This window comes from Sphingopyxis jiangsuensis, assembly GCF_016734905.1.
In the GTDB taxonomy this organism is placed as follows: Bacteria; Pseudomonadota; Alphaproteobacteria; order Sphingomonadales; family Sphingomonadaceae; genus Sphingopyxis; species Sphingopyxis jiangsuensis.
Map to the genome: position 1 here is coordinate 810,837 of NZ_JAERPO010000002.1, position 16,502 is coordinate 827,338.

15 protein-coding genes and 1 tRNA gene are annotated in these 16,502 nt (G+C 67.2%); 7 read left to right on the forward strand and 9 right to left on the reverse strand.

The features are described 5' to 3' along the window. Window positions 1-200 precede the first annotated feature (200 nt). Entirely contained in the window at window positions 201-2,042 is a 1,842-nt protein-coding gene (locus JI743_RS10540) for an AAA family ATPase (RefSeq protein ID WP_201928263.1), read from the forward strand. Here the strand turns inward: JI743_RS10540 and JI743_RS10545 are convergent. Continuing rightward, window positions 2,019-3,623 carry a phytoene desaturase family protein gene (locus JI743_RS10545; protein WP_201928264.1) on the reverse strand — a complete coding sequence of 535 codons (1,605 nt, stop codon included), beginning with the start codon at window positions 3,621-3,623 and terminating at the stop codon, window positions 2,019-2,021. The two genes, JI743_RS10540 and JI743_RS10545, sit on opposite strands and share 24 nt — an antisense overlap. Beyond that, window positions 3,623-4,786, reverse strand: coding sequence for an aromatic ring-hydroxylating oxygenase subunit alpha (locus tag JI743_RS10550; protein ID WP_201928265.1), 1,164 nt, complete (start codon window positions 4,784-4,786; stop codon window positions 3,623-3,625). Before JI743_RS10550 ends, JI743_RS10545 begins: the two co-directional genes overlap by 1 nt. Before the next feature lie 33 nt (window positions 4,787-4,819). Here JI743_RS10550 and JI743_RS10555 point away from each other — a divergent pair, with 33 nt between their 5' ends. Further along, complete coding sequence (locus tag JI743_RS10555) at window positions 4,820-5,428, forward strand: TetR/AcrR family transcriptional regulator (protein ID WP_201928266.1); 609 nt, start codon at window positions 4,820-4,822, stop codon at window positions 5,426-5,428. 40 nt (window positions 5,429-5,468) lie between these two features. Here the strand turns inward: JI743_RS10555 and JI743_RS10560 are convergent, their stop codons facing one another. Then, window positions 5,469-5,669, reverse strand: a complete 201-nt coding sequence (locus JI743_RS10560) for a zinc-finger domain-containing protein (RefSeq protein WP_201928267.1) — start codon at window positions 5,667-5,669, stop codon at window positions 5,469-5,471. Between the two features lie 173 nt (window positions 5,670-5,842). On the opposite strand from JI743_RS10560, the gene JI743_RS10565 reads away from it, so the two are divergent. The 3 genes from JI743_RS10565 to JI743_RS10575 are packed head-to-tail and all read left to right on the forward strand — an operon-like array spanning window position 5,843 to window position 8,794. Continuing rightward, complete coding sequence (locus tag JI743_RS10565) at window positions 5,843-6,766, forward strand: ABC transporter ATP-binding protein (RefSeq protein WP_201928268.1); 924 nt, start codon at window positions 5,843-5,845, stop codon at window positions 6,764-6,766. Beyond that, window positions 6,759-8,354 (forward strand): L-aspartate oxidase, encoded by a 1,596-nt coding sequence (gene nadB, locus JI743_RS10570; RefSeq protein WP_201928269.1) that lies wholly within the window; start codon window positions 6,759-6,761, stop codon window positions 8,352-8,354. Before JI743_RS10565 ends, nadB begins: the two co-directional genes overlap by 8 nt. Window positions 8,355-8,410: 56 nt before the next feature. Beyond that, the gene (locus tag JI743_RS10575) at window positions 8,411-8,794 is read left to right on the forward strand and encodes a GxxExxY protein (protein ID WP_201928270.1); all 384 of its coding nucleotides are present in this window, start codon (window positions 8,411-8,413) and stop codon (window positions 8,792-8,794) included. Between the two features lie 44 nt (window positions 8,795-8,838). Here JI743_RS10575 and JI743_RS10580 read toward each other — a convergent pair whose 3' ends face one another. Both JI743_RS10580 and JI743_RS10585 read right to left on the reverse strand, forming a co-directional pair. Further along, window positions 8,839-10,041 (reverse strand): M20 metallopeptidase family protein, encoded by a 1,203-nt coding sequence (locus tag JI743_RS10580; RefSeq protein WP_201928271.1) that lies wholly within the window; start codon window positions 10,039-10,041, stop codon window positions 8,839-8,841. Further along, a complete protein-coding gene (locus JI743_RS10585; RefSeq protein WP_201928272.1) occupies window positions 10,038-11,213 on the reverse strand; it encodes an acyl-CoA dehydrogenase family protein in 1,176 nt (391 codons plus the stop codon). Before JI743_RS10585 ends, JI743_RS10580 begins: the two co-directional genes overlap by 4 nt. 217 nt (window positions 11,214-11,430) lie before the next feature. Here JI743_RS10585 and JI743_RS10590 point away from each other — a divergent pair, with 217 nt between their 5' ends. Then, the gene (locus JI743_RS10590) at window positions 11,431-12,702 is read left to right on the forward strand and encodes a dipeptidase (protein ID WP_201928273.1); all 1,272 of its coding nucleotides are present in this window, start codon (window positions 11,431-11,433) and stop codon (window positions 12,700-12,702) included. Window positions 12,703-12,718: 16 nt separating this feature from the next. Here the strand turns inward: JI743_RS10590 and JI743_RS10595 are convergent, their stop codons facing one another. Together JI743_RS10595 and JI743_RS10600 are read right to left on the reverse strand one after the other, a co-directional pair. After that, on the reverse strand, window positions 12,719-13,141 hold the full coding sequence (locus JI743_RS10595; RefSeq protein WP_201928274.1) for a DoxX family protein: 423 nt from the start codon (window positions 13,139-13,141) through the stop codon (window positions 12,719-12,721). Beyond that, window positions 13,138-14,430: an FAD-dependent oxidoreductase gene (locus JI743_RS10600; protein WP_201928275.1), complete on the reverse strand. Its 1,293-nt coding sequence runs from the start codon at window positions 14,428-14,430 to the stop codon at window positions 13,138-13,140. The genes JI743_RS10595 and JI743_RS10600 overlap by 4 nt, the downstream gene beginning before the upstream one ends. Before the next feature lie 153 nt (window positions 14,431-14,583). On the opposite strand from JI743_RS10600, the gene JI743_RS10605 reads away from it, so the two are divergent. Further along, window positions 14,584-14,657, forward strand: a tRNA-Gln gene (locus tag JI743_RS10605). Between the two features lie 58 nt (window positions 14,658-14,715). Here the strand turns inward: JI743_RS10605 and trmB are convergent. Together trmB and JI743_RS10615 are read right to left on the reverse strand one after the other, a co-directional pair. After that, window positions 14,716-15,429: a tRNA (guanine(46)-N(7))-methyltransferase TrmB gene (gene trmB / locus JI743_RS10610; RefSeq protein WP_201928276.1), complete on the reverse strand. Its 714-nt coding sequence runs from the start codon at window positions 15,427-15,429 to the stop codon at window positions 14,716-14,718. A 54-nt stretch (window positions 15,430-15,483) separates the two neighbouring features. After that, window positions 15,484-16,446, reverse strand: a complete 963-nt coding sequence (locus tag JI743_RS10615) for a hypothetical protein (protein ID WP_201928277.1) — start codon at window positions 16,444-16,446, stop codon at window positions 15,484-15,486. Between the last annotated feature and the right edge of the window lie 56 nt (window positions 16,447-16,502).

The following is a 16,502-nucleotide window of genomic DNA, read 5'->3' on the forward strand; positions in this document are numbered from 1 at the left end:
CACCATCATCCCCCTTTTCCGACGGTCGCCGCGCGTCCGCCGGTCGCAGGCAGATATTCATGTTGCACGACAGCCATTGCGCGCGCGCGCTGGCACGCGCCATCGCCACGGAACATCCGGGTCAAAGCAAAACTGGTCGAGCCTTGCTCGGCTGGGTCCGCGCGCGCGCCACGCCGCTTGGATTTGATAGCCCGAAGATGGTGAACCGCGCGACCTTGCTCGCTGACCCGCCGATCGCGTCCGAAATGCTACCGGCGGCACGCGAGGATCTGAACCTCATCCAGGCCAACCGCCTTGCCGATGCGCTCGCGCTGCCGCCGGAGGAGCGCGCCTTGCTGTTGTTTGTAACGGCGCTCGACCGGGCTCCGCTCTCGCGAAGCCTGGGGCAGCTTGTGGAGAACGAGAAGCTCGACATCGAGACACTCGCGAGCGCCGTAACCGGCATCGCGCCGCACGCGATCCACCGCGCAGAGGTCGTGCGCCTCGACCTGGTGGCGCGATGGGGCGCAAAGGACGGAACGCCGCAGCTCGGCCTTCGCTGGGCGTTCGAGCGGTTGCTCGACGCCCGGCCGGGACAACATGCCGACCTGCTGGAGGAGCTGCTCGGCCCGCGCCAACCGGCGCGGCACCAGATCGCCGATTTTCCGGTGCAGAAGCGCGACGCCGAACTGGCAATCGCCCTGCTCCGCGGCGCGCTCGAATCCGGCGCGCGCGGAATCAATGTCCTGATCCACGGACCGCCCGGCACCGGCAAGACCGAACTCGCGCGGACGATCGCAGCTAGCGCGGGCGCACCGCTTCACGCTGTTGGCGAGGCCGACGACGACGGCGAAGAACCGACACGCGGTGATCGCGTGGCGGCGCTGCGGCTCGCCCTGCGAACGCTGGAGCAGCGGGGAGGCGCCCTGCTGTTGTTCGACGAGATGGAGGATCTGCTCGGCAATGCGCGCATCGACGCCGGCGGGCAAATTCGCGACCGCGCGGGATCGAAGCTGTTCGTGAACAGGTTGCTGGAGGACAATATCGTCCCGGTGATCTGGACATCGAACGCCATCGGCGAAGCCGACCCGGCGATCCTGCGCCGCATCAGCTTGACGATCCGGATGGATTTCCCGGGCCGGGCGCATAGTCCGGCAATGCTTGAGCGCGTCAGCACCGAAGAGAATGTCGCGGTCGACCCCGCGCTTGGCGTTCTCGCGGCCAACGCTCCGGAAACCGCGTCACTCTTTCGCGTTGCGGTTCGCGCAGCGGCGCTCGCTGGAGAAGCGACGAGCGCCCATCGCTTCGCGGGATCGGTGCTGAGCGCAATGCGCGGACAGGAGGTCGACATCGATGCGCCGCGCGCTTTCGACGAACGCTTGCTGGCAGCCGATACCGACTTGCCGCTGCTGTTCGACCGGCTGGCCGGCAGCAAGGAAAGCGACTTCTCGCTCTTGTTGACCGGCCCGCCAGGCACAGGGAAGAGCGAGGCCGTCCATGCCCTTGCTCGGCGTCTCGGGCGCCCTCTGCACGTCAAGCGCGCGTCCGATCTCATGTCGAAATGGATCGGCGAGACCGAGCAGCGGATCGCAGCCGCCTTTGCCAAAGCCAAGCAGCAAGGCGCGATGCTGTTCTTTGACGAGGTCGATTCGCTGCTGGCGGACCGCGGCGGTGCAACGCAGAGCTGGGAAGTGTCGCAAGTCAACGAGCTGTTGACGTGGATGGAGTGCCATCCGCTCCCTTTCGCAGCGGCGACCAACCATTCGGCAAAGCTTGACCCGGCTTCGGCGCGGCGTTTCGTATTCAAGGTCGAAATGCGTCCGCTCGACGCGGCGCGCGCGCGGCTGGCGTTCGGTCATTTCTTTGGCCGCGCCGCGCCCGATACGCTTGACCGGTTGGGCGGGCTTACGCTTGGCGACTTTGCGGTCGTGGCCCGCCAGCGCCGCTTTCTGGGTGACATCGATGACGCAGAGCTGATCGCACGCTTGCGGCAAGAGCGTGCAGCACGCCCATCGATGCCGCAAGCAATCGGCTTCGGTTCACCGCCACTTGGGCGCGAATAGCCCCCGGTCGCGGATGATGACTTGGGCGGCATTATGCCCCGGTCCACCGGTGACGCCGCCGCCGGGGTGCGTGCCCGCACCGCACATATAGAGGCCCTTGACCGGCCCGCGATAGCCGCCGTGGCCGAGCACGGGGCGCGCCGACCAGAGCTGGTCGAGCGTCATATTGCCGTGCATGATGTCGCCGCCGACGAGGCCGAACTTGCGCTCCAGCCCCTTGGGGCTGAGGCGGGTCTGCGCGACGATGCTCGCGCGGAAGCCGGGGGCATAGCGTTCGACGGTGCCGATGATCGTGTCGGCCGCGGCTTCCTCCTCATCGTCCCAGTCGCGCCCGTCGGGCAATTCGGGTGCGAACTGCTGGCAAAAGAGGCTCGCGACATGGCACCCCTCGGGCGCCAGGCTGTCGTCGATCGTCGAGGGGATCAGCATTTCGACGATCGGCGCTTTCGACCAGCCGTCGCGCTTCGCGTCGAGGAAGGCGCGGTCCATATAGTCGAGCGTCGGCGCGATGATGATCCCCGACTGGTGATGCTCGCCGGGTTCGGGCAGGCAGGTGAAGCGCGGCAATTCGCTGAGCGCGACATTCATGCGGAAGGTCCCGCTGCCCGCCTTGAATCCCTTCATGCGCCGCGCAAAGTCTCGTGGGAGGTCGGCGGCGTCCATCATCCGCTCATAGAGCAGCTTCGGACCGACATTGGCGACAACGCGCGCGGCGGCGATCTCCTCGCCGCTGGCAAGCTTGACGCCAACGGCCTTGCCGCCGTCGACCAGCACCTTCGCGACCGGGCTTTCGAGGCTGATCTCGACTCCGGCATCGCGGCACACCTTCGCCATGATCTGCGTGATGGCGCCCATCCCGCCGACGCTGTGCCCCCACGCGCCCTTCTTGCCGTTCACCTCACCGAAGACATGGTGGAGGAGGACATAGGCGCTGCCCGGCGTGTCGGGGCTCGCATAATTGCCGACGACCGCGTCGAAGCCGAAAGCCGCCTTGACCGCCTCGCTCTCGAACCAACTGTCGAGCATGGCGCGCGCCGACTTGGTGAAGAGGTCGAGCACATCGCGTTGTTGCTCGACGCTGAGCCCCGCGAAGCGGCGCCCCTGCCGCACGCCGTCGACCAGCGTACGCAGCCCCTCGCCGACATTGGGTGGGACGCGGAGCGCGAGGTCGCGAAGCAGTTCGGCGACATTTTCGAGCGCGTCATAATAAGCGGGCAGCGCCTCGGCATCGCGCGCGCTGAACTTGCGGAACTCGGCCTGCGTGCGTTCGAGCCCACCGCCGAGCTTCAGATAGCCGCCATCCTCCTGCGGAAGGAAATTGCTGATCGGCCGCTCGATCACGCGATAGCCGTGATCGGCGAGGCGCATGTCAGCGATGACCTTGGGCTGGAGCAGGCTGACCGTGTAACTCGCGACCGAGTTGCGGAACCCCGGCGCGAACTCCTCGGTCACCGCGGCACCGCCGACGACATCGCGCGCCTCGACGATGCGCACCTTCAGCCCCGCGCGCGCGAGGTAAAAGGCGCAGACGAGGCCGTTGTGGCCGGCGCCGATGATCAGCGCGTCATAGGCTTTGGTCATTATTTGCTCCAACCGACCGCGGGCGCGTGTTCGTGTCGCGCTTCGGGAATGATGTCGCGCATCCGCGCGCAGAAATGCTTGAGACAGACTTCCTTGTCGCTGAGCGGACCCATCGAAAAGCTTTTCGACGCCATGCCCTGCTGAACGCGGGTGATCAGCGCGGTGTCCTCGGCATTGACCTGGCGGTTGATGCGCCAGTTCAGATAGCGTGCCGCCCTCATCTCGCGGCGTTCATCGGGAAGGACGTATGAAATCTCGCGGATCAGGCAACTCGTCGGACCGGTCGGCAGCCACTGCATGAAGTCGACCTGGTCGGGATAAATGTCGAAGGCGACATTGGGCCAGAGCTTGAAATAGAGCCAGTGGCGCTGCTTGTCGGCGGGGAGATGCGGGACGGACGGCAGCAGGCGCTGGTACATGCGTTCGGACCAGTTCGCCGACGGCCGGTCGATCAGGTCGCCCCACATGCGGTCGACGCGTTCCTCGGCCTCGACACCATAGCTTTTGCCGAACAGGCGCGTGAGGCCGGGGTGCGCGACGGGGATGTGGAGGCCGTCCGAATAATTGTCGCCGACATTCTTCCAGTTCACCTCGCGCGGGCGCAGCGTGACGCGGCCGAGCGCGCCGAGCTCCTCGAAGCGATAGGGTTCGACCATCGCCTCATAGGGCGCCATCATCTGCGCGACCGACGGGCCGCCATCGTCGTCGAGGCGGACGAACCAGAAGCCGCGCCAACTCTCCGCTTCGACCGGAACGAGCCCCGCCTTTCCCTTGTCGAGCGCCGGGTAGCTCGCGCTGTCGGGGACGCCTGTCAGGCGGCCGTCGAGTTCGTATGTCCAGGCGTGATAGGGGCAGACCAGCTTTTTCGCGCAGCCCGCGGTGCCGTCGACGAGACGCGAGCCGCGGTGGCGGCAAACGTTGGTGAAGGCGCGCACCGCACCGTCGGTGCCGCGGACGACGATGACGCTTTCGCCGACATAGTCGATGCTGTGCCAGTCGCCGGCGTTGGGGATGTCGCTGTCGTGGCAGACGACCTGCCAGCTCGGGCGGAAGATGCGCTCGACCTCGACCGCGTGGAATTCGGGGTCGCTGTAGGTCCAGGCGGGGAGCGACCAGCCGTCGAGGGGGTCGATGTTGTCGAAAGTGTCGCGTAGCGTTGCCATGGCCGGTTCCTTGTTATACAAACGTATAACAAGATGGAAGCCGCCCGCCAAGCCTTTACGCGCGAAAGCGCCGATGCGCGCCGCGCCGCGCTGATCGAGGCGGCGGCGGCGTGCCTTGCCGAAGTGGGGCTCGCGGGCACCAATGTGCGCGCGATCTGCGCGCGCGCGGGGGTGTCGCCGGGTCTGCTGCGCCATTATTTCGCAGGGATCGACGAGCTGATCGCGGCGACCTATCAGGCGACGAGCGACCGGATGGACGCGATTTTCGCCGCCGCGGTCGCGGGCGCGGGCAACGCCCCCCGCGCGCGCCTGTCAGCCTATCTGACCGCAAGCTTCCGCGCGCCGGTGACCGACCCCGAACTGCTCGGCGCGTGGACCGCCTTCTGGGCACTCGCGCGCAGCGACGCGCGCATGGCCGCAATCCACGCCGCAAGTTACGCCGGCTATCGCGCGCGGCTGGCCGAGCTGCTCGCCGCGTGCGGCGCACGCGAGCCCGAGCGGCTGGCGATCATGCTCACCGCGCTGGTCGACGGGCTGTGGCTCGAACTCTCGCTCGACGAAGCAAGCTTCGGCGCCGAGGCGGCGGCAGCGATGGTCGAACAGGCGGTCGCGGCGCTGCTGCGCGACGACGCTGCGGCATAGCCGCAGGTCCAGCGGTTCGCCGCCTGACGCGCGGCGCCGTTCAGGCCGATATGTCGGCGACGCCGCCGGTCAGGATGAAGCGACGGTCGCAATAGCCGCAATCGACGAAGCCGTCGTCGGGGTCGATTTCCAGCCATACGCGCGGATGGCCGAGCGCGGCGTCGGCAAGCCCGTCGCCGGTGCCGTCGCAGGCGATGCGGGTCTTGGGCGTGCGGATCGTTTCGGGTGCGGGCTGGGTCATCGACCGCGCCCATAGCAAGGCCGCGTGATCGCCGCAATCGGGTCTGCACATGCATGTTCAGCCCGGCGCGGCCACCGGGCAAGCCCAGCCCCAAAATATGTTTACGGCCGCATAGACAATGCTGCGCGCGCCCCCTCTTTCGCGCGGGCGGGTGCGCGGCTATGGAAGCGGGCATGACCGAAGCCGCCATCCGCATCGACGCCGTTTCCAAAATCTATGCGGGGGGCAAGCAGGCGCTCGACAACGTCAGCTTCGACGTCCCGCGCGGGCAAATTTTCGGGCTGCTTGGACCCAATGGCGCGGGCAAGTCGACGCTGATCAACATCCTTGCGGGGCTGGTCAACAAGACGGGCGGGAACGCGAGCATCTGGGGCTTCGACATCGACGCCGACCCGCGCAACGCCAAATATTCGATCGGCATCGTGCCGCAGGAGATCGTCTTCGATCCCTTTTTCACGCCGTTCGAGACGCTCGAGAATCAGGCGGGGCTTTATGGCGTGCCAAAGGCGAAGCGGATTTCGGACGAACTGCTCGCCGCCGTGCATCTGAGCGACAAGCGCGACGCCTATGCGCGCACCTTGTCGGGGGGGATGAAACGCCGCCTGCTCGTCGCCAAGGCGATGGTGCATTCGCCGCCGATCATCGTGCTCGACGAGCCGACCGCGGGGGTCGACATCGAATTGCGCCAGCAGCTTTGGGAATTTGTGCAGAGCCTCAACGATCGCGGCGTCACGGTGGTGCTGACGACGCACTATCTGGAGGAGGCCGAGGAGCTGTGCGACCGGATCGCGATCATCAACCACGGCAGGCTGATCGCGAACAAGCCGACGCGCGAGCTGGTCGACATGGCGCGCGAGAAGATCGTCGTCGTGACGCTCGACCAGGATATCGACACGCTGCCCACGCACCCTGCGTTCGACAAGATCGAGCGCGAGGGCGAACGCGGGCTTGCCATTCATTACAACAAGGACCGGATGAACGCGGGCGAAGTGCTCGCCGCGGTCAATGCAATGGGGCACGGCATCGTCGACGTGTCGACGCGCGAAGCGGACCTTGAGGATGTGTTTCTGAACCTGACGCGCGCGGCCAATGGGTGAAGGCGGCACCTCTTCTCCCCACGACGTCATCATCGTCGGATCGGGCGCCGCTGGCCTCACCGCCGCGATCAGCCTTGCCGACCATTGCAAGGTGCTGGTGCTCGCGAAAGGCAACCTCACCGGCGGGTCGACCGCCTGGGCGCAGGGCGGCATCGCCGCGGTGCTCGACGCGGGCGACACGTTCGAGAATCATATCGACGACACGATGGTCGCGGGCGCGGGGCTCAACCGGCGCGAGACGGTCGAGTTCGTCGTCGAGAATGCGCCGCAGGCGATCGCGCGGCTCGTCGAGATGGGCGTGCCCTTCAACATGGACGAAGGCGCGCTGCACCTGACGCGCGAGGGCGGCCATTCGCACCGCCGCATCGTCCATGTCGACGACGCGACCGGCTGGGCGGTGCAGGCGGCGCTGCTCAAGACCGCCGAAGCGCATCCGAACATCACGCTGCTCCCCGGGCAGGCGTGCATCGACCTGATCACGGGGCGGCACGAGGAACGCTATTCGGGGTCGGGGCGCGTGTGGGGCGTCTATGCGCTCGACGAGGCGAGCGGGCAGGTCCACGCGCATGTCGGCCGCGCGACCATCCTCGCGAGCGGGGGCGCGGGGCGCGTCTATCAATTCTCCACCGCCCCAAGAGGAGCGACCGGCGACGGCATCGCGATGGCGTGGCGCGCGGGTGCGCGCGTTTCCAACATGGAGATGATGCAGTTCCACCCGACCTGCCTCTATAACCTCGACGTCAAGAATTTCCTGATCACCGAGGCGGTGCGCGGCGAGGGCGGGATTTTGCGGCACCCCGAGACCGGGCATCGCTATATGTCCGACTATGACGCGCGCGCCGAACTCGCGCCGCGCGACATCGTCGCACGCGCCAACGACGACCAGATCAAGCGTTTCGGGCTCGACTATGTCCACCTCGACATCAGTCACAAGGACGCCGATTTCGTCGCGGGGCATTTCCCGAACATCTATGACAAGCTGCTCGGCCTTGGCATCGACATGACCAAGCAGCCGATCCCGGTGGTGCCCGCGCAGCATTATACGTGCGGCGGCGTGCTCATCGACCTCGACGGGCGCACCGACCTTCCCGGCCTTTATGCCGCGGGCGAGGTGAGCGAGAGCGGCCTGCACGGCGCGAACCGCCTGGCGTCGAACAGCCTGCTCGAATGTTTCGTGTTCGGCGAGGCGGCGGCGAAGGACATTATCGCGCGCTGGGACACGCTCGAGGCGCCGCCGCCGATCCGGCCGTGGGACGAAAGCCGCGTCACCGATTCGGACGAAGAGGTGGTGATCAAGCAGAACTGGACCGAGATCCGCCGGTTCATGTGGAACTATGTCGGCATCGTGCGCACCACCAAGCGGCTCGAGCGCGCGCAGCACCGCATCAAGATGATGACGGGCGAGGTCGAGGATTATTACGGCCACTTCCGCGTGACCACCGATCTGATCGAACTCAGGAACCTGCTCCAGTGCGCCGAGCTGATCGTGCGGAGCGCGCTCCACCGCAAGGAAAGCCGCGGATTGCACTACACGCTCGACTATCCCGAGACGCTGGCGGAGCCGGTCGATACGGTGCTGGTGCCGTGAGTTTCGGCTAAGGAAAATCTCACGCAAAGGCGCAAAGGCGCGAAGAAGGGGGCAGCTTGGACATCGAGGAACTGGCCAGCGTCGCCGTCGATTGCGGATTCCACCTGCACAAGAATCTGGGGCCGGGGCTGCTCGAATCGGTCTACGAAGCGATAATGTTCGACCAACTCGTGCACCGCGGCCTAAATGTTCAGAGGCAGGCGCCGATCCCCATCCGTTATGACGGCGTCGAGTTGCCGGAGGGGTTTCGGGCCGACCTTCTGATCGAAGGCCAATTGCTCGTCGAACTCAAATCCGTGGAGCGGCTGTCGCCGCTTCACGGCAAACAGGTTTTGACTTATCTTCGCCTGCTTGAGCTTCCGCTTGGCCTGCTCATCAACTTTGGCGGCGAAACCTTCAAGGAAGGGGTCCGCCGCGTCGCCAATAACCATCGCGGCTGACGAATCTTCTTCTTTGCGCCTTTGCGCCTTTGCGTGAGATTTCCCTACGCAAACCCCTCGTTCAAAAACCGTTCGGCCAGCGCCGCGTGGAGGGCGGCGCCGCGGGCCATCACCTTTTCGTCGAGGACCATGCGGTTCGAGTGGAGGCCGCAGCACGCGCGCCAGTCGCTGCCCTCGTGGCTCGCGCCGAGCCAGAACATCGCGCCGGGGACTTTTTCGAGGACATAGGCGAAATCCTCGGCGCCCATCACGGGGTTGTCCATCGTCAGCCATGCGGCCTCGCCGAAGGTCTCCTCCACAACCGACTGGCCAAAGGCGACCGCGCGCGCGTCGCAGACGGTGACGGGGAAGCCTTCCTCTATCTCGACCTCGGCGGTGCAGCCGTGCGCCTCTGCAATCGCGGGGGCGAGGCGCCGGAGCTCGCGCGCGACCATCGCGCGGCGCTCGGGCGACAGGGTGCGGATCGTCCCCTGCATCTCGGCGCTTTCGGGGATGATATTGTTCGTCGTCCCCGCCGCGATCCTGGCGATGGTGACGACCGCGGGGTCGAACACCGAAACCTTGCGCGTCACCATCGTCTGGATCGCCGAGACGATTTCGCACGCGACCGGAATGGGATCGACCGCATCGTGCGGCATCGAGGCATGGCCGCCCGCGCCCTTGACGCGGATCGACAGCACGTCGGACGAGGCGAGCAGCGGCCCCGCGCGCCCCGCGAAAATGCCGTGCGGCGCGTTGGGCATGATGTGGAGCGCGAACGCCGCGTCGGGCAGCGGGTCGATCAGCCCGTCCTCGAGCATGAAGCGCGCGCCATGATGGCCTTCCTCGCCCGGCTGGAACATGAACATCACCGTGCCGGGCAGGCGGTCGCGCGCCGCGCACAGCAGCTTCGCCGCGCCGACGAGCATCGCGACATGCGTGTCGTGCCCGCAGGCGTGCATCGCGCCATGCGTTTCGGAGGTGAAGTCGAGTCCCGTATCCTCGACCAGCGGCAACGCGTCCATGTCGCCGCGCAGCAGCACGGTGCGCCCGTTCGCGGGGCCGCGCAGGATCGCGACGAGGCCGGTCGTCGACGGCCCCTCGCGAAATTCGAGCGGGAGGCCGGCGAGCGCCTCCTTGATCTTCGCGAGCGTTTTCGGGTTTTGGAGGCCGAGTTCGGGCTCGCGGTGAATCGCGCGGCGCAAGGTCACGAGGTCGCCCAACAGGGTCTCGGCCTCGGCGGGCCAGCTTCGAGCGATCTCGTTCATCTTTTTCCTCCAAACAATTGCCGACCCGCGAGGTCGAGCATGATTTCCTCGCTGCCTCCTCCAATGGCATTAACGCGGACCTCGCGGTAGATGCGTTCGACCTTGCTGCCGGTGATATAGCTTGCGCCGCCCAGCACCTGCGCGGCCTCGCGCGCGACATGTTCGAGCATCCGCGTCGCCTGCACCTTGAGCATCGCGAAATCGGCGGGGCGGTCCTTGCCCTCTTTGACCTGCCACGCGCACAGGTCTACCCACGCCTGCGTCGCTTCGATCTGGCGTTCCATGTCGGCGAGCTTGATGCGGATCGACTGGTGGCCGACGAGCGGCTTTCCAAAGGTTTCGCGCTGTTGCGCCCATTCGGCCGCCTCGGCCATCGCGACGCGCGCCATTGCGCAGCAGCCCATCGCCATGCCGAGCCGCTCGCTGTTGAAATTGCGCATGATGCCGATGAAGCCGCCATTTTCGGCGCCGATGAGGTTCGCGGCGGGGACGCGGACGTCGCTGAAGTGGATCGCGGCGGTGTCGCTGCACCGCCAGCCCATCTTGTCGAGCCGCGCGCGTTCGACCCCCGGCGCGTCCATCTCGACCAGCAGCAGCGATATGCCGCCCGCGCCGGGCCCACCGGTGCGCACCGCGCAGGTCAGCCAGTCGGCGCGCATTCCCGAGGTGATGAACATCTTGCCGCCGTTGACGATATAGTCGTCGCCGTCGCGCACCGCCGTCGTCCTGAGATTGGCGACGTCGCTGCCCCCGCCCGCCTCTGTAATGCCGAGCGCGATGATCCGGTCGCCCGCGAGCACCGGCGGCGCGACGCGGCGCTTGAGTTCGTCGGAGCCGAGCGCGAGTATCGGCGGCAGCCCGATGCCGTGCGTCATCAGCGACGCGCCAAGCCCGCCCGCGCCGACCGCCGCCAGCTCTTCGGTGACGACGAGCCCGTGGAAAATGTCGAAGCCGGTGCTGTGGCCGCCATATTGTTCGGGATAACGCAGCCCGAGGATGCCCGCGTCGGACGCCTTTTTATGCAGCGCGCGCGGCAGTTCGCCCTCCGCCTCCCAGCGGTCGATGTGCGGCGCGACCTCGCGCGCGACGAAGCGGCGGACGCTCTGCGCGAGCGCTTCGTGCGTTTCGTCATAATAAGGCGAACGCGCGCGCCAGTCGTCGAAGGCTGTCATGCGCCGATGCTGCGCGTGCTTGACGTATGCGTCAAGTTCGGACGCGCCGGAAGCGCTTCGCAATATCGCACACAAAGACATAAAGGCACAAAGACAGCTGCATTTTGCTCCTTCTTTGTGCCTTTGTGTCTTTGTGTGAAAAATATGGCGCGACCTGTCGGTCGCAGGGTTGGCCACGCTCTTGCACAGTCCGCTCAAGCGCTTAAGGTCGCGCGCCATGACCAAAGCGCCCCTGCTCGCCGGCCTCGCCGCACTCGCCCTGATCGCCACCCCCGCCGCCGCGCAGCAACCGCCCGAAGCCGTGGCCGCCGCCGCGCTGGCCCGCGCGCCGGTGTTCGACGGGCATAATGACGCGCCGTGGGCGCTGCGCGACCATGCGCACAATATGATCAACGATTTCGATTTCCGCGACACGACCGACACCGCCAAGCCCGACGCCGAAAAGCCGCTGATCGCGATGCACACCGATATATCGCGGCTGCGCGCGGGGCGCGTCGGTGCGCAATTCTGGTCGGTGTGGGTGCCCGCGACGACCGACGAGGCAAAGGCGGTGCAGCAGACGATCGAACAGATCGACGTGATCCGGCGGATGGCGGCGCGCTATCCCGCCGACCTCGCGCTCGCATCGACCACCGCCGAACTCGAACGCGCGATGAAGGCCGGAAAGGTCGCGGGGATGCTGGGGATGGAGGGCGGCCATTCGATCGGCTCGTCGCTCGCGGTGCTGCGCCAGATGCACGCGCTCGGCGTGCGCTACATGACGCTCACCCATTCGAAGAACACGCCCTGGGCCGACAGCGCGACCGACGCGCCCGTCCACGACGGGCTCAACGATTTCGGGCGCCAGCTGGTGCGCGAGATGAACCGCATCGGGATGATCGTCGACCTCAGCCACGTCAGCGAGGCGACGATGCTCGACGCGCTCGAAGAGGCAAAGGCGCCGGTGATGTTCAGCCATTCGGGCGTGCGCGCGGTCAACGACCATCCGCGCAACGTCCCCGACAGCGTGCTGCCGCGCGTCAAGGCGAACGGCGGGATCGTCATGGTCGTCTTTTACCCCCCCTTCGTCGACGCCGAGGTGCGCGCGCACGGGCTGACGCGCACCGCCGAGCAGGCGCGCCTCAAGGCACTCCATCCGGGCGATCCGGCCGCCGCCGACGCCGCGCTCCTGGCGTGGGACGCGGCGCATCCGGCGCCACGCACCAACGCCCAGCGCGTCGCCGATCATATCGACCATCTGCGCCGCACCATCGGCGTCGACCATATCGGCATCGGGGGCGATTATGACGGCGTCGACGTGCTGCCCGAGGGACTGGAGGATGTGTCGAAATATCCCGCGCTGTTCACCGAGCTCGCGCGGCGCGGCTATTCGCAGGCCGAACTCGAAAAGATCGCGAGCGGCAACATGCTGCGCGTGCTCAAGGCGGTCGAAGCCCATGCCGCGAGCCGCAAGGGCGCCCTGCCGATCGAAACCCCTGCGGCGAAATGACATAAGCCCTCCCCCGTCAAGGAGGAGGGGCGAGGCGACTGCGCGGGCCGCCGAAGGGCCATTCGACCGCGCCGCTCGCCCATAGCGCCCACCAGATGATGAGCGGCTGCGCCGCGAGGCGCGGGGCGTGATACCACCAGCCGAGCACCTCGCCGCCGATCGCCATGTTGGCGAACGCATGGTGGAAATTCGCGGGCCAGACGCACAGCGCATAGAGCGCGAGGCCCCAGCCCGCGACCTTGCGCGTCGCCGGGATCGCCAGCCCCAGCGCGCCCGCAAGCTCGGCGATGCCGGTCGCGGCGACGACGAATGCGGGCATTGGCACCCACGGCGGCATGATCGCCAGAAAGGGCGCAGGCGTCGCGAGGTGACGATAGCCCGCATAGGCATAGCCAAGCGCGAGCAGCCAGCGCAGCGCGGTGCGAACGCGCGCCCTCAACGCCCGATCGCGGCGAGCATCGCCTCGACGCTGGTGAACTTCTCGCGCGGCGCGCCGTCGAGCGCCGCCGCGACCTCTGCCGCCTCGATCCGGCGCCAGTCGCGAAAGGTCACGGGAACGACGCCGCGGCTCGCGAGCAAGGTGTCGAGCCCGGGGCGCCCCGGCTTGCCCGCGCCGCGGCCGATGTCCGCGACCACCATTTCGGCGATCCGCGCGCCGTCGGGCTTGTTCGTCCCGATCGTCCCCGTCGGACCGCGCCGCGCCCAGCCGACCGCGTAAAGACCGGGCAGGATGCGCCCCTCGTCGCTCGCAAAACGGCCGCGGCCATGTTCATAGGGGACGCCGGGGATCGGCGGCGTCTGATACCCGATGCAGCTGATCACCAGTCCGACGTCGACCGCATAGGTTTCCCCGGTCCCGTGGCTGCGCATGTCGGCGTCGAGTTCGGTGCGCTCGACGATGACGCGCTGGACGCGCCCCTCTCCCTCCAACGCCACCGGCATCGCGAAAAAGTCGAAGTCGACCGTCACCGGCTTCGCGACCGGGTTCGCGGCAAAATCGCGCAGGTGCGTCACCGATTTGCGCATCCCGGGTTCGAGCAGCGCATCGTCGCCCTCGGGCGGCAGGTCGGCGGGGTCGACGCGCGGCGCCGCGCGCTCGAGGTGGCCGAGCTCGCCAAGTTCCTTGGGCGTCATCGCAATCTGGTGCGGTCCGCGACGGCCGAGAATGTGGATCTGCCGCACATTGCTCGCCGCGAGTGCGTCGCGCGCGTGCGCGACGATGTCGCTGCCCGCGAATTCGGCAGGGGTCTTCGCCAGGATGCGCGCGACGTCGAGCGCGACATTGCCGTTGCCGATCACCGCAACCCCCGCCGAATCGAGCGGCGGGTCGAGCGCGGCGAAATCGGGGTGGCCGTTGTACCAGCCGACGAAGGCCGCGCTGCCGATCACGCCGTCGAGGTCGGCGCCGGGAATGCCGAGCGGGCGGTCGTTGGGCGCACCGGTCGCGAGCACGACCGCGTCGTAGAGCGTGGTGAGTTCGTCGATACCGACATCGCTGCCGACCGCGACATTGCCGACAAAGCGGACATTGTCGGTCAGCGCGACGCCCTCGTAACGGCGCGAAACCGCCTTGATCGATTGATGGTCGGGCGCGACGCCCGTGCGGATCAGCCCATAGGGAACGGGCAGGCGGTCGATCACGTCGACGGCGATGTCGTCCGATTTCTGTAATGCCTCGGCGGTATAATAGCCCGCCGGGCCCGACCCGACGATTGCGACGTGACGCATAGCCCACTCCTGCGCGCGCCCGCCGCAACCCCGCGGCGCGCTTATCTTATCGATGCGATGCTAGCGGCGAATCGCGACCGCGCAAGCGCGCTTGTGCGCGGCGGCCACGCAGCCTTGACAGCGCCCGTCAGCAATCATATTGCGCGCCCCTCCTGCCCCGTCGTCTAATGGTAAGACTACGGATTCTGATTCCGTCTATCGAGGTTCGAATCCTCGCGGGGCATCCAGATAAAATCGCCATATTGATGACGGACCGCGACAGCGCAAAGCTTGCGTTGCGCGCGCCTAGCGGCGGCGGTAGCGGAAATACCAGACCTCGTGCCCCTGCGCGCGCGCTTTGGCCTCGTAGCGCGTTTCGGGCCAGCCGCCGGGGCGGACGAGGAAATCGCGCGCGTCCTGCGCGAGCCATTCGAACTGGGCGCGGCGGCGGCGCATCACCATCAGCGCGTGCGCCAGATAGACCGGATGGTCGGTGCCGAAGCGGAACTCGCCACCGGGTTTGAGCTTGGCCGCGATCAGGTCGAGCGGGCCGTCGTTCATCATCCGCCGCTTCGCATGGCGCGCCTTGGGCCAGGGGTCTGGGTGGAGCAGATAGGCGAAGCTCAGCGCGCCGTCGGGGATGCGCCGCAACACCTCGAGCGCGTCGCCGTGATGGATGCGGACGTTGCCGAGCGGGGGATGCGCGCCATGATCGCCCGCGACATGGACGAGCGCCTGCGCGACGCCGTTGATAAAGGGTTCGGCGCCGATGAAGCCGTGATCGGGGAGCATGTCGGCGCGCGCCGCCATATGCTCGCCGCCGCCGAAGCCGATCTCGAAATGCAGCGGGCGATCATAGCCGAACAGGCACTCTGCCGTGACGTCGCCGTCGGCCGGCACCGCGATCTGCGGCAGCAGCGTGTCGACCAGATCCTGCTGGCCCGCGCGAAGGGGCTTGCCCTTGGCGCGGCCATAGAGGCGGTTGAGCGTCGTCGGGTCGCCGGATTTGTAAGCGGTCATGCCGCGCGCCCTAGCCGAGCGGACGCGCGCGCGGCAAGGGGCGTTGCGTTGCCGTCAGCGTCGCGGGGGCCAGGTGTCGAACACACCCACTGCCTTGTCCGCCGCCATCAGCTCGAGCACGCGCTGCGGCGTCGGCAGCGCCGTTTGCGGTGGCAGGGCGAACGACTTGGCTGCGGTGATGAGATTGCCGGAATAATAGCCGCCCTCACCGCGAACGGTCACCGCATTGCCATTGTCGCCGATCGCGAACAGATAGCGATCGGTCGTTCCGACGGGACGATAGACCGCCCGGTTCCCCTCCATCCGCGTCTCGCGGCACCATTGGGCGGCAACGATCCGGTCCGAGGGCTGGGAAATGCCAGCGCCTTGCGTCGCCGTGCTGTCGGCGCTGTTGGCCGCACCGAGCGGCGTCGAACAAGGAATAACGGGCGTGGCGGCGGCTCCGGCAGAGAGCGTCGGAAGGATGAGCGCTCCAATAACCCGCTTCATCCATGCAGCATTTTCCGCGGGGGAACGCGATGTCGAACTCGCCCTGACTTTCACGTACCAGTCGCCGACCGGAAAGATCGCGACCCCGGCGCTTCGATAGTCGGTGCCCGTCAGCGCATAGACGGCGTGGACGCCAATCGCCCCGCTCTGCGCCGTCGGAGCAAAGGTCGCCGGCGCAATCGCGAGCGACGGGGTTCCGAAACTCTTTCCGTTCTCGATCGACCCCTGCGCCTGCGACAGCCAGACGGACGCATTGCCGTTGGTGTTCCGAAAAACATAAACGGTCAGCGCTTCCTGGGGCGACCCGCGGAAAAAGCTGGCGGCGACGTCGAGATCCTGTTGGTCAAAACGGGTGACGCGCCCGCGCGCGATGCCATCGATCGTCGCGGGCACCGAAATGCCGCTGGGGGCATGGTTCCACGGTTTGCCGGCCTCGACCGCCACCTCTTCCTGCGCCGCCAACGGCTGCGAAGCGGCGGCGGCGAGCGCCGCGCCCAGAGCGATCGCCGATTTCCAGATGCTTGCCATATATCCCCCCGTTCCCGCGACTTGCTGTCAGAACGGGGCGGTGAAGGCAAGCGGCG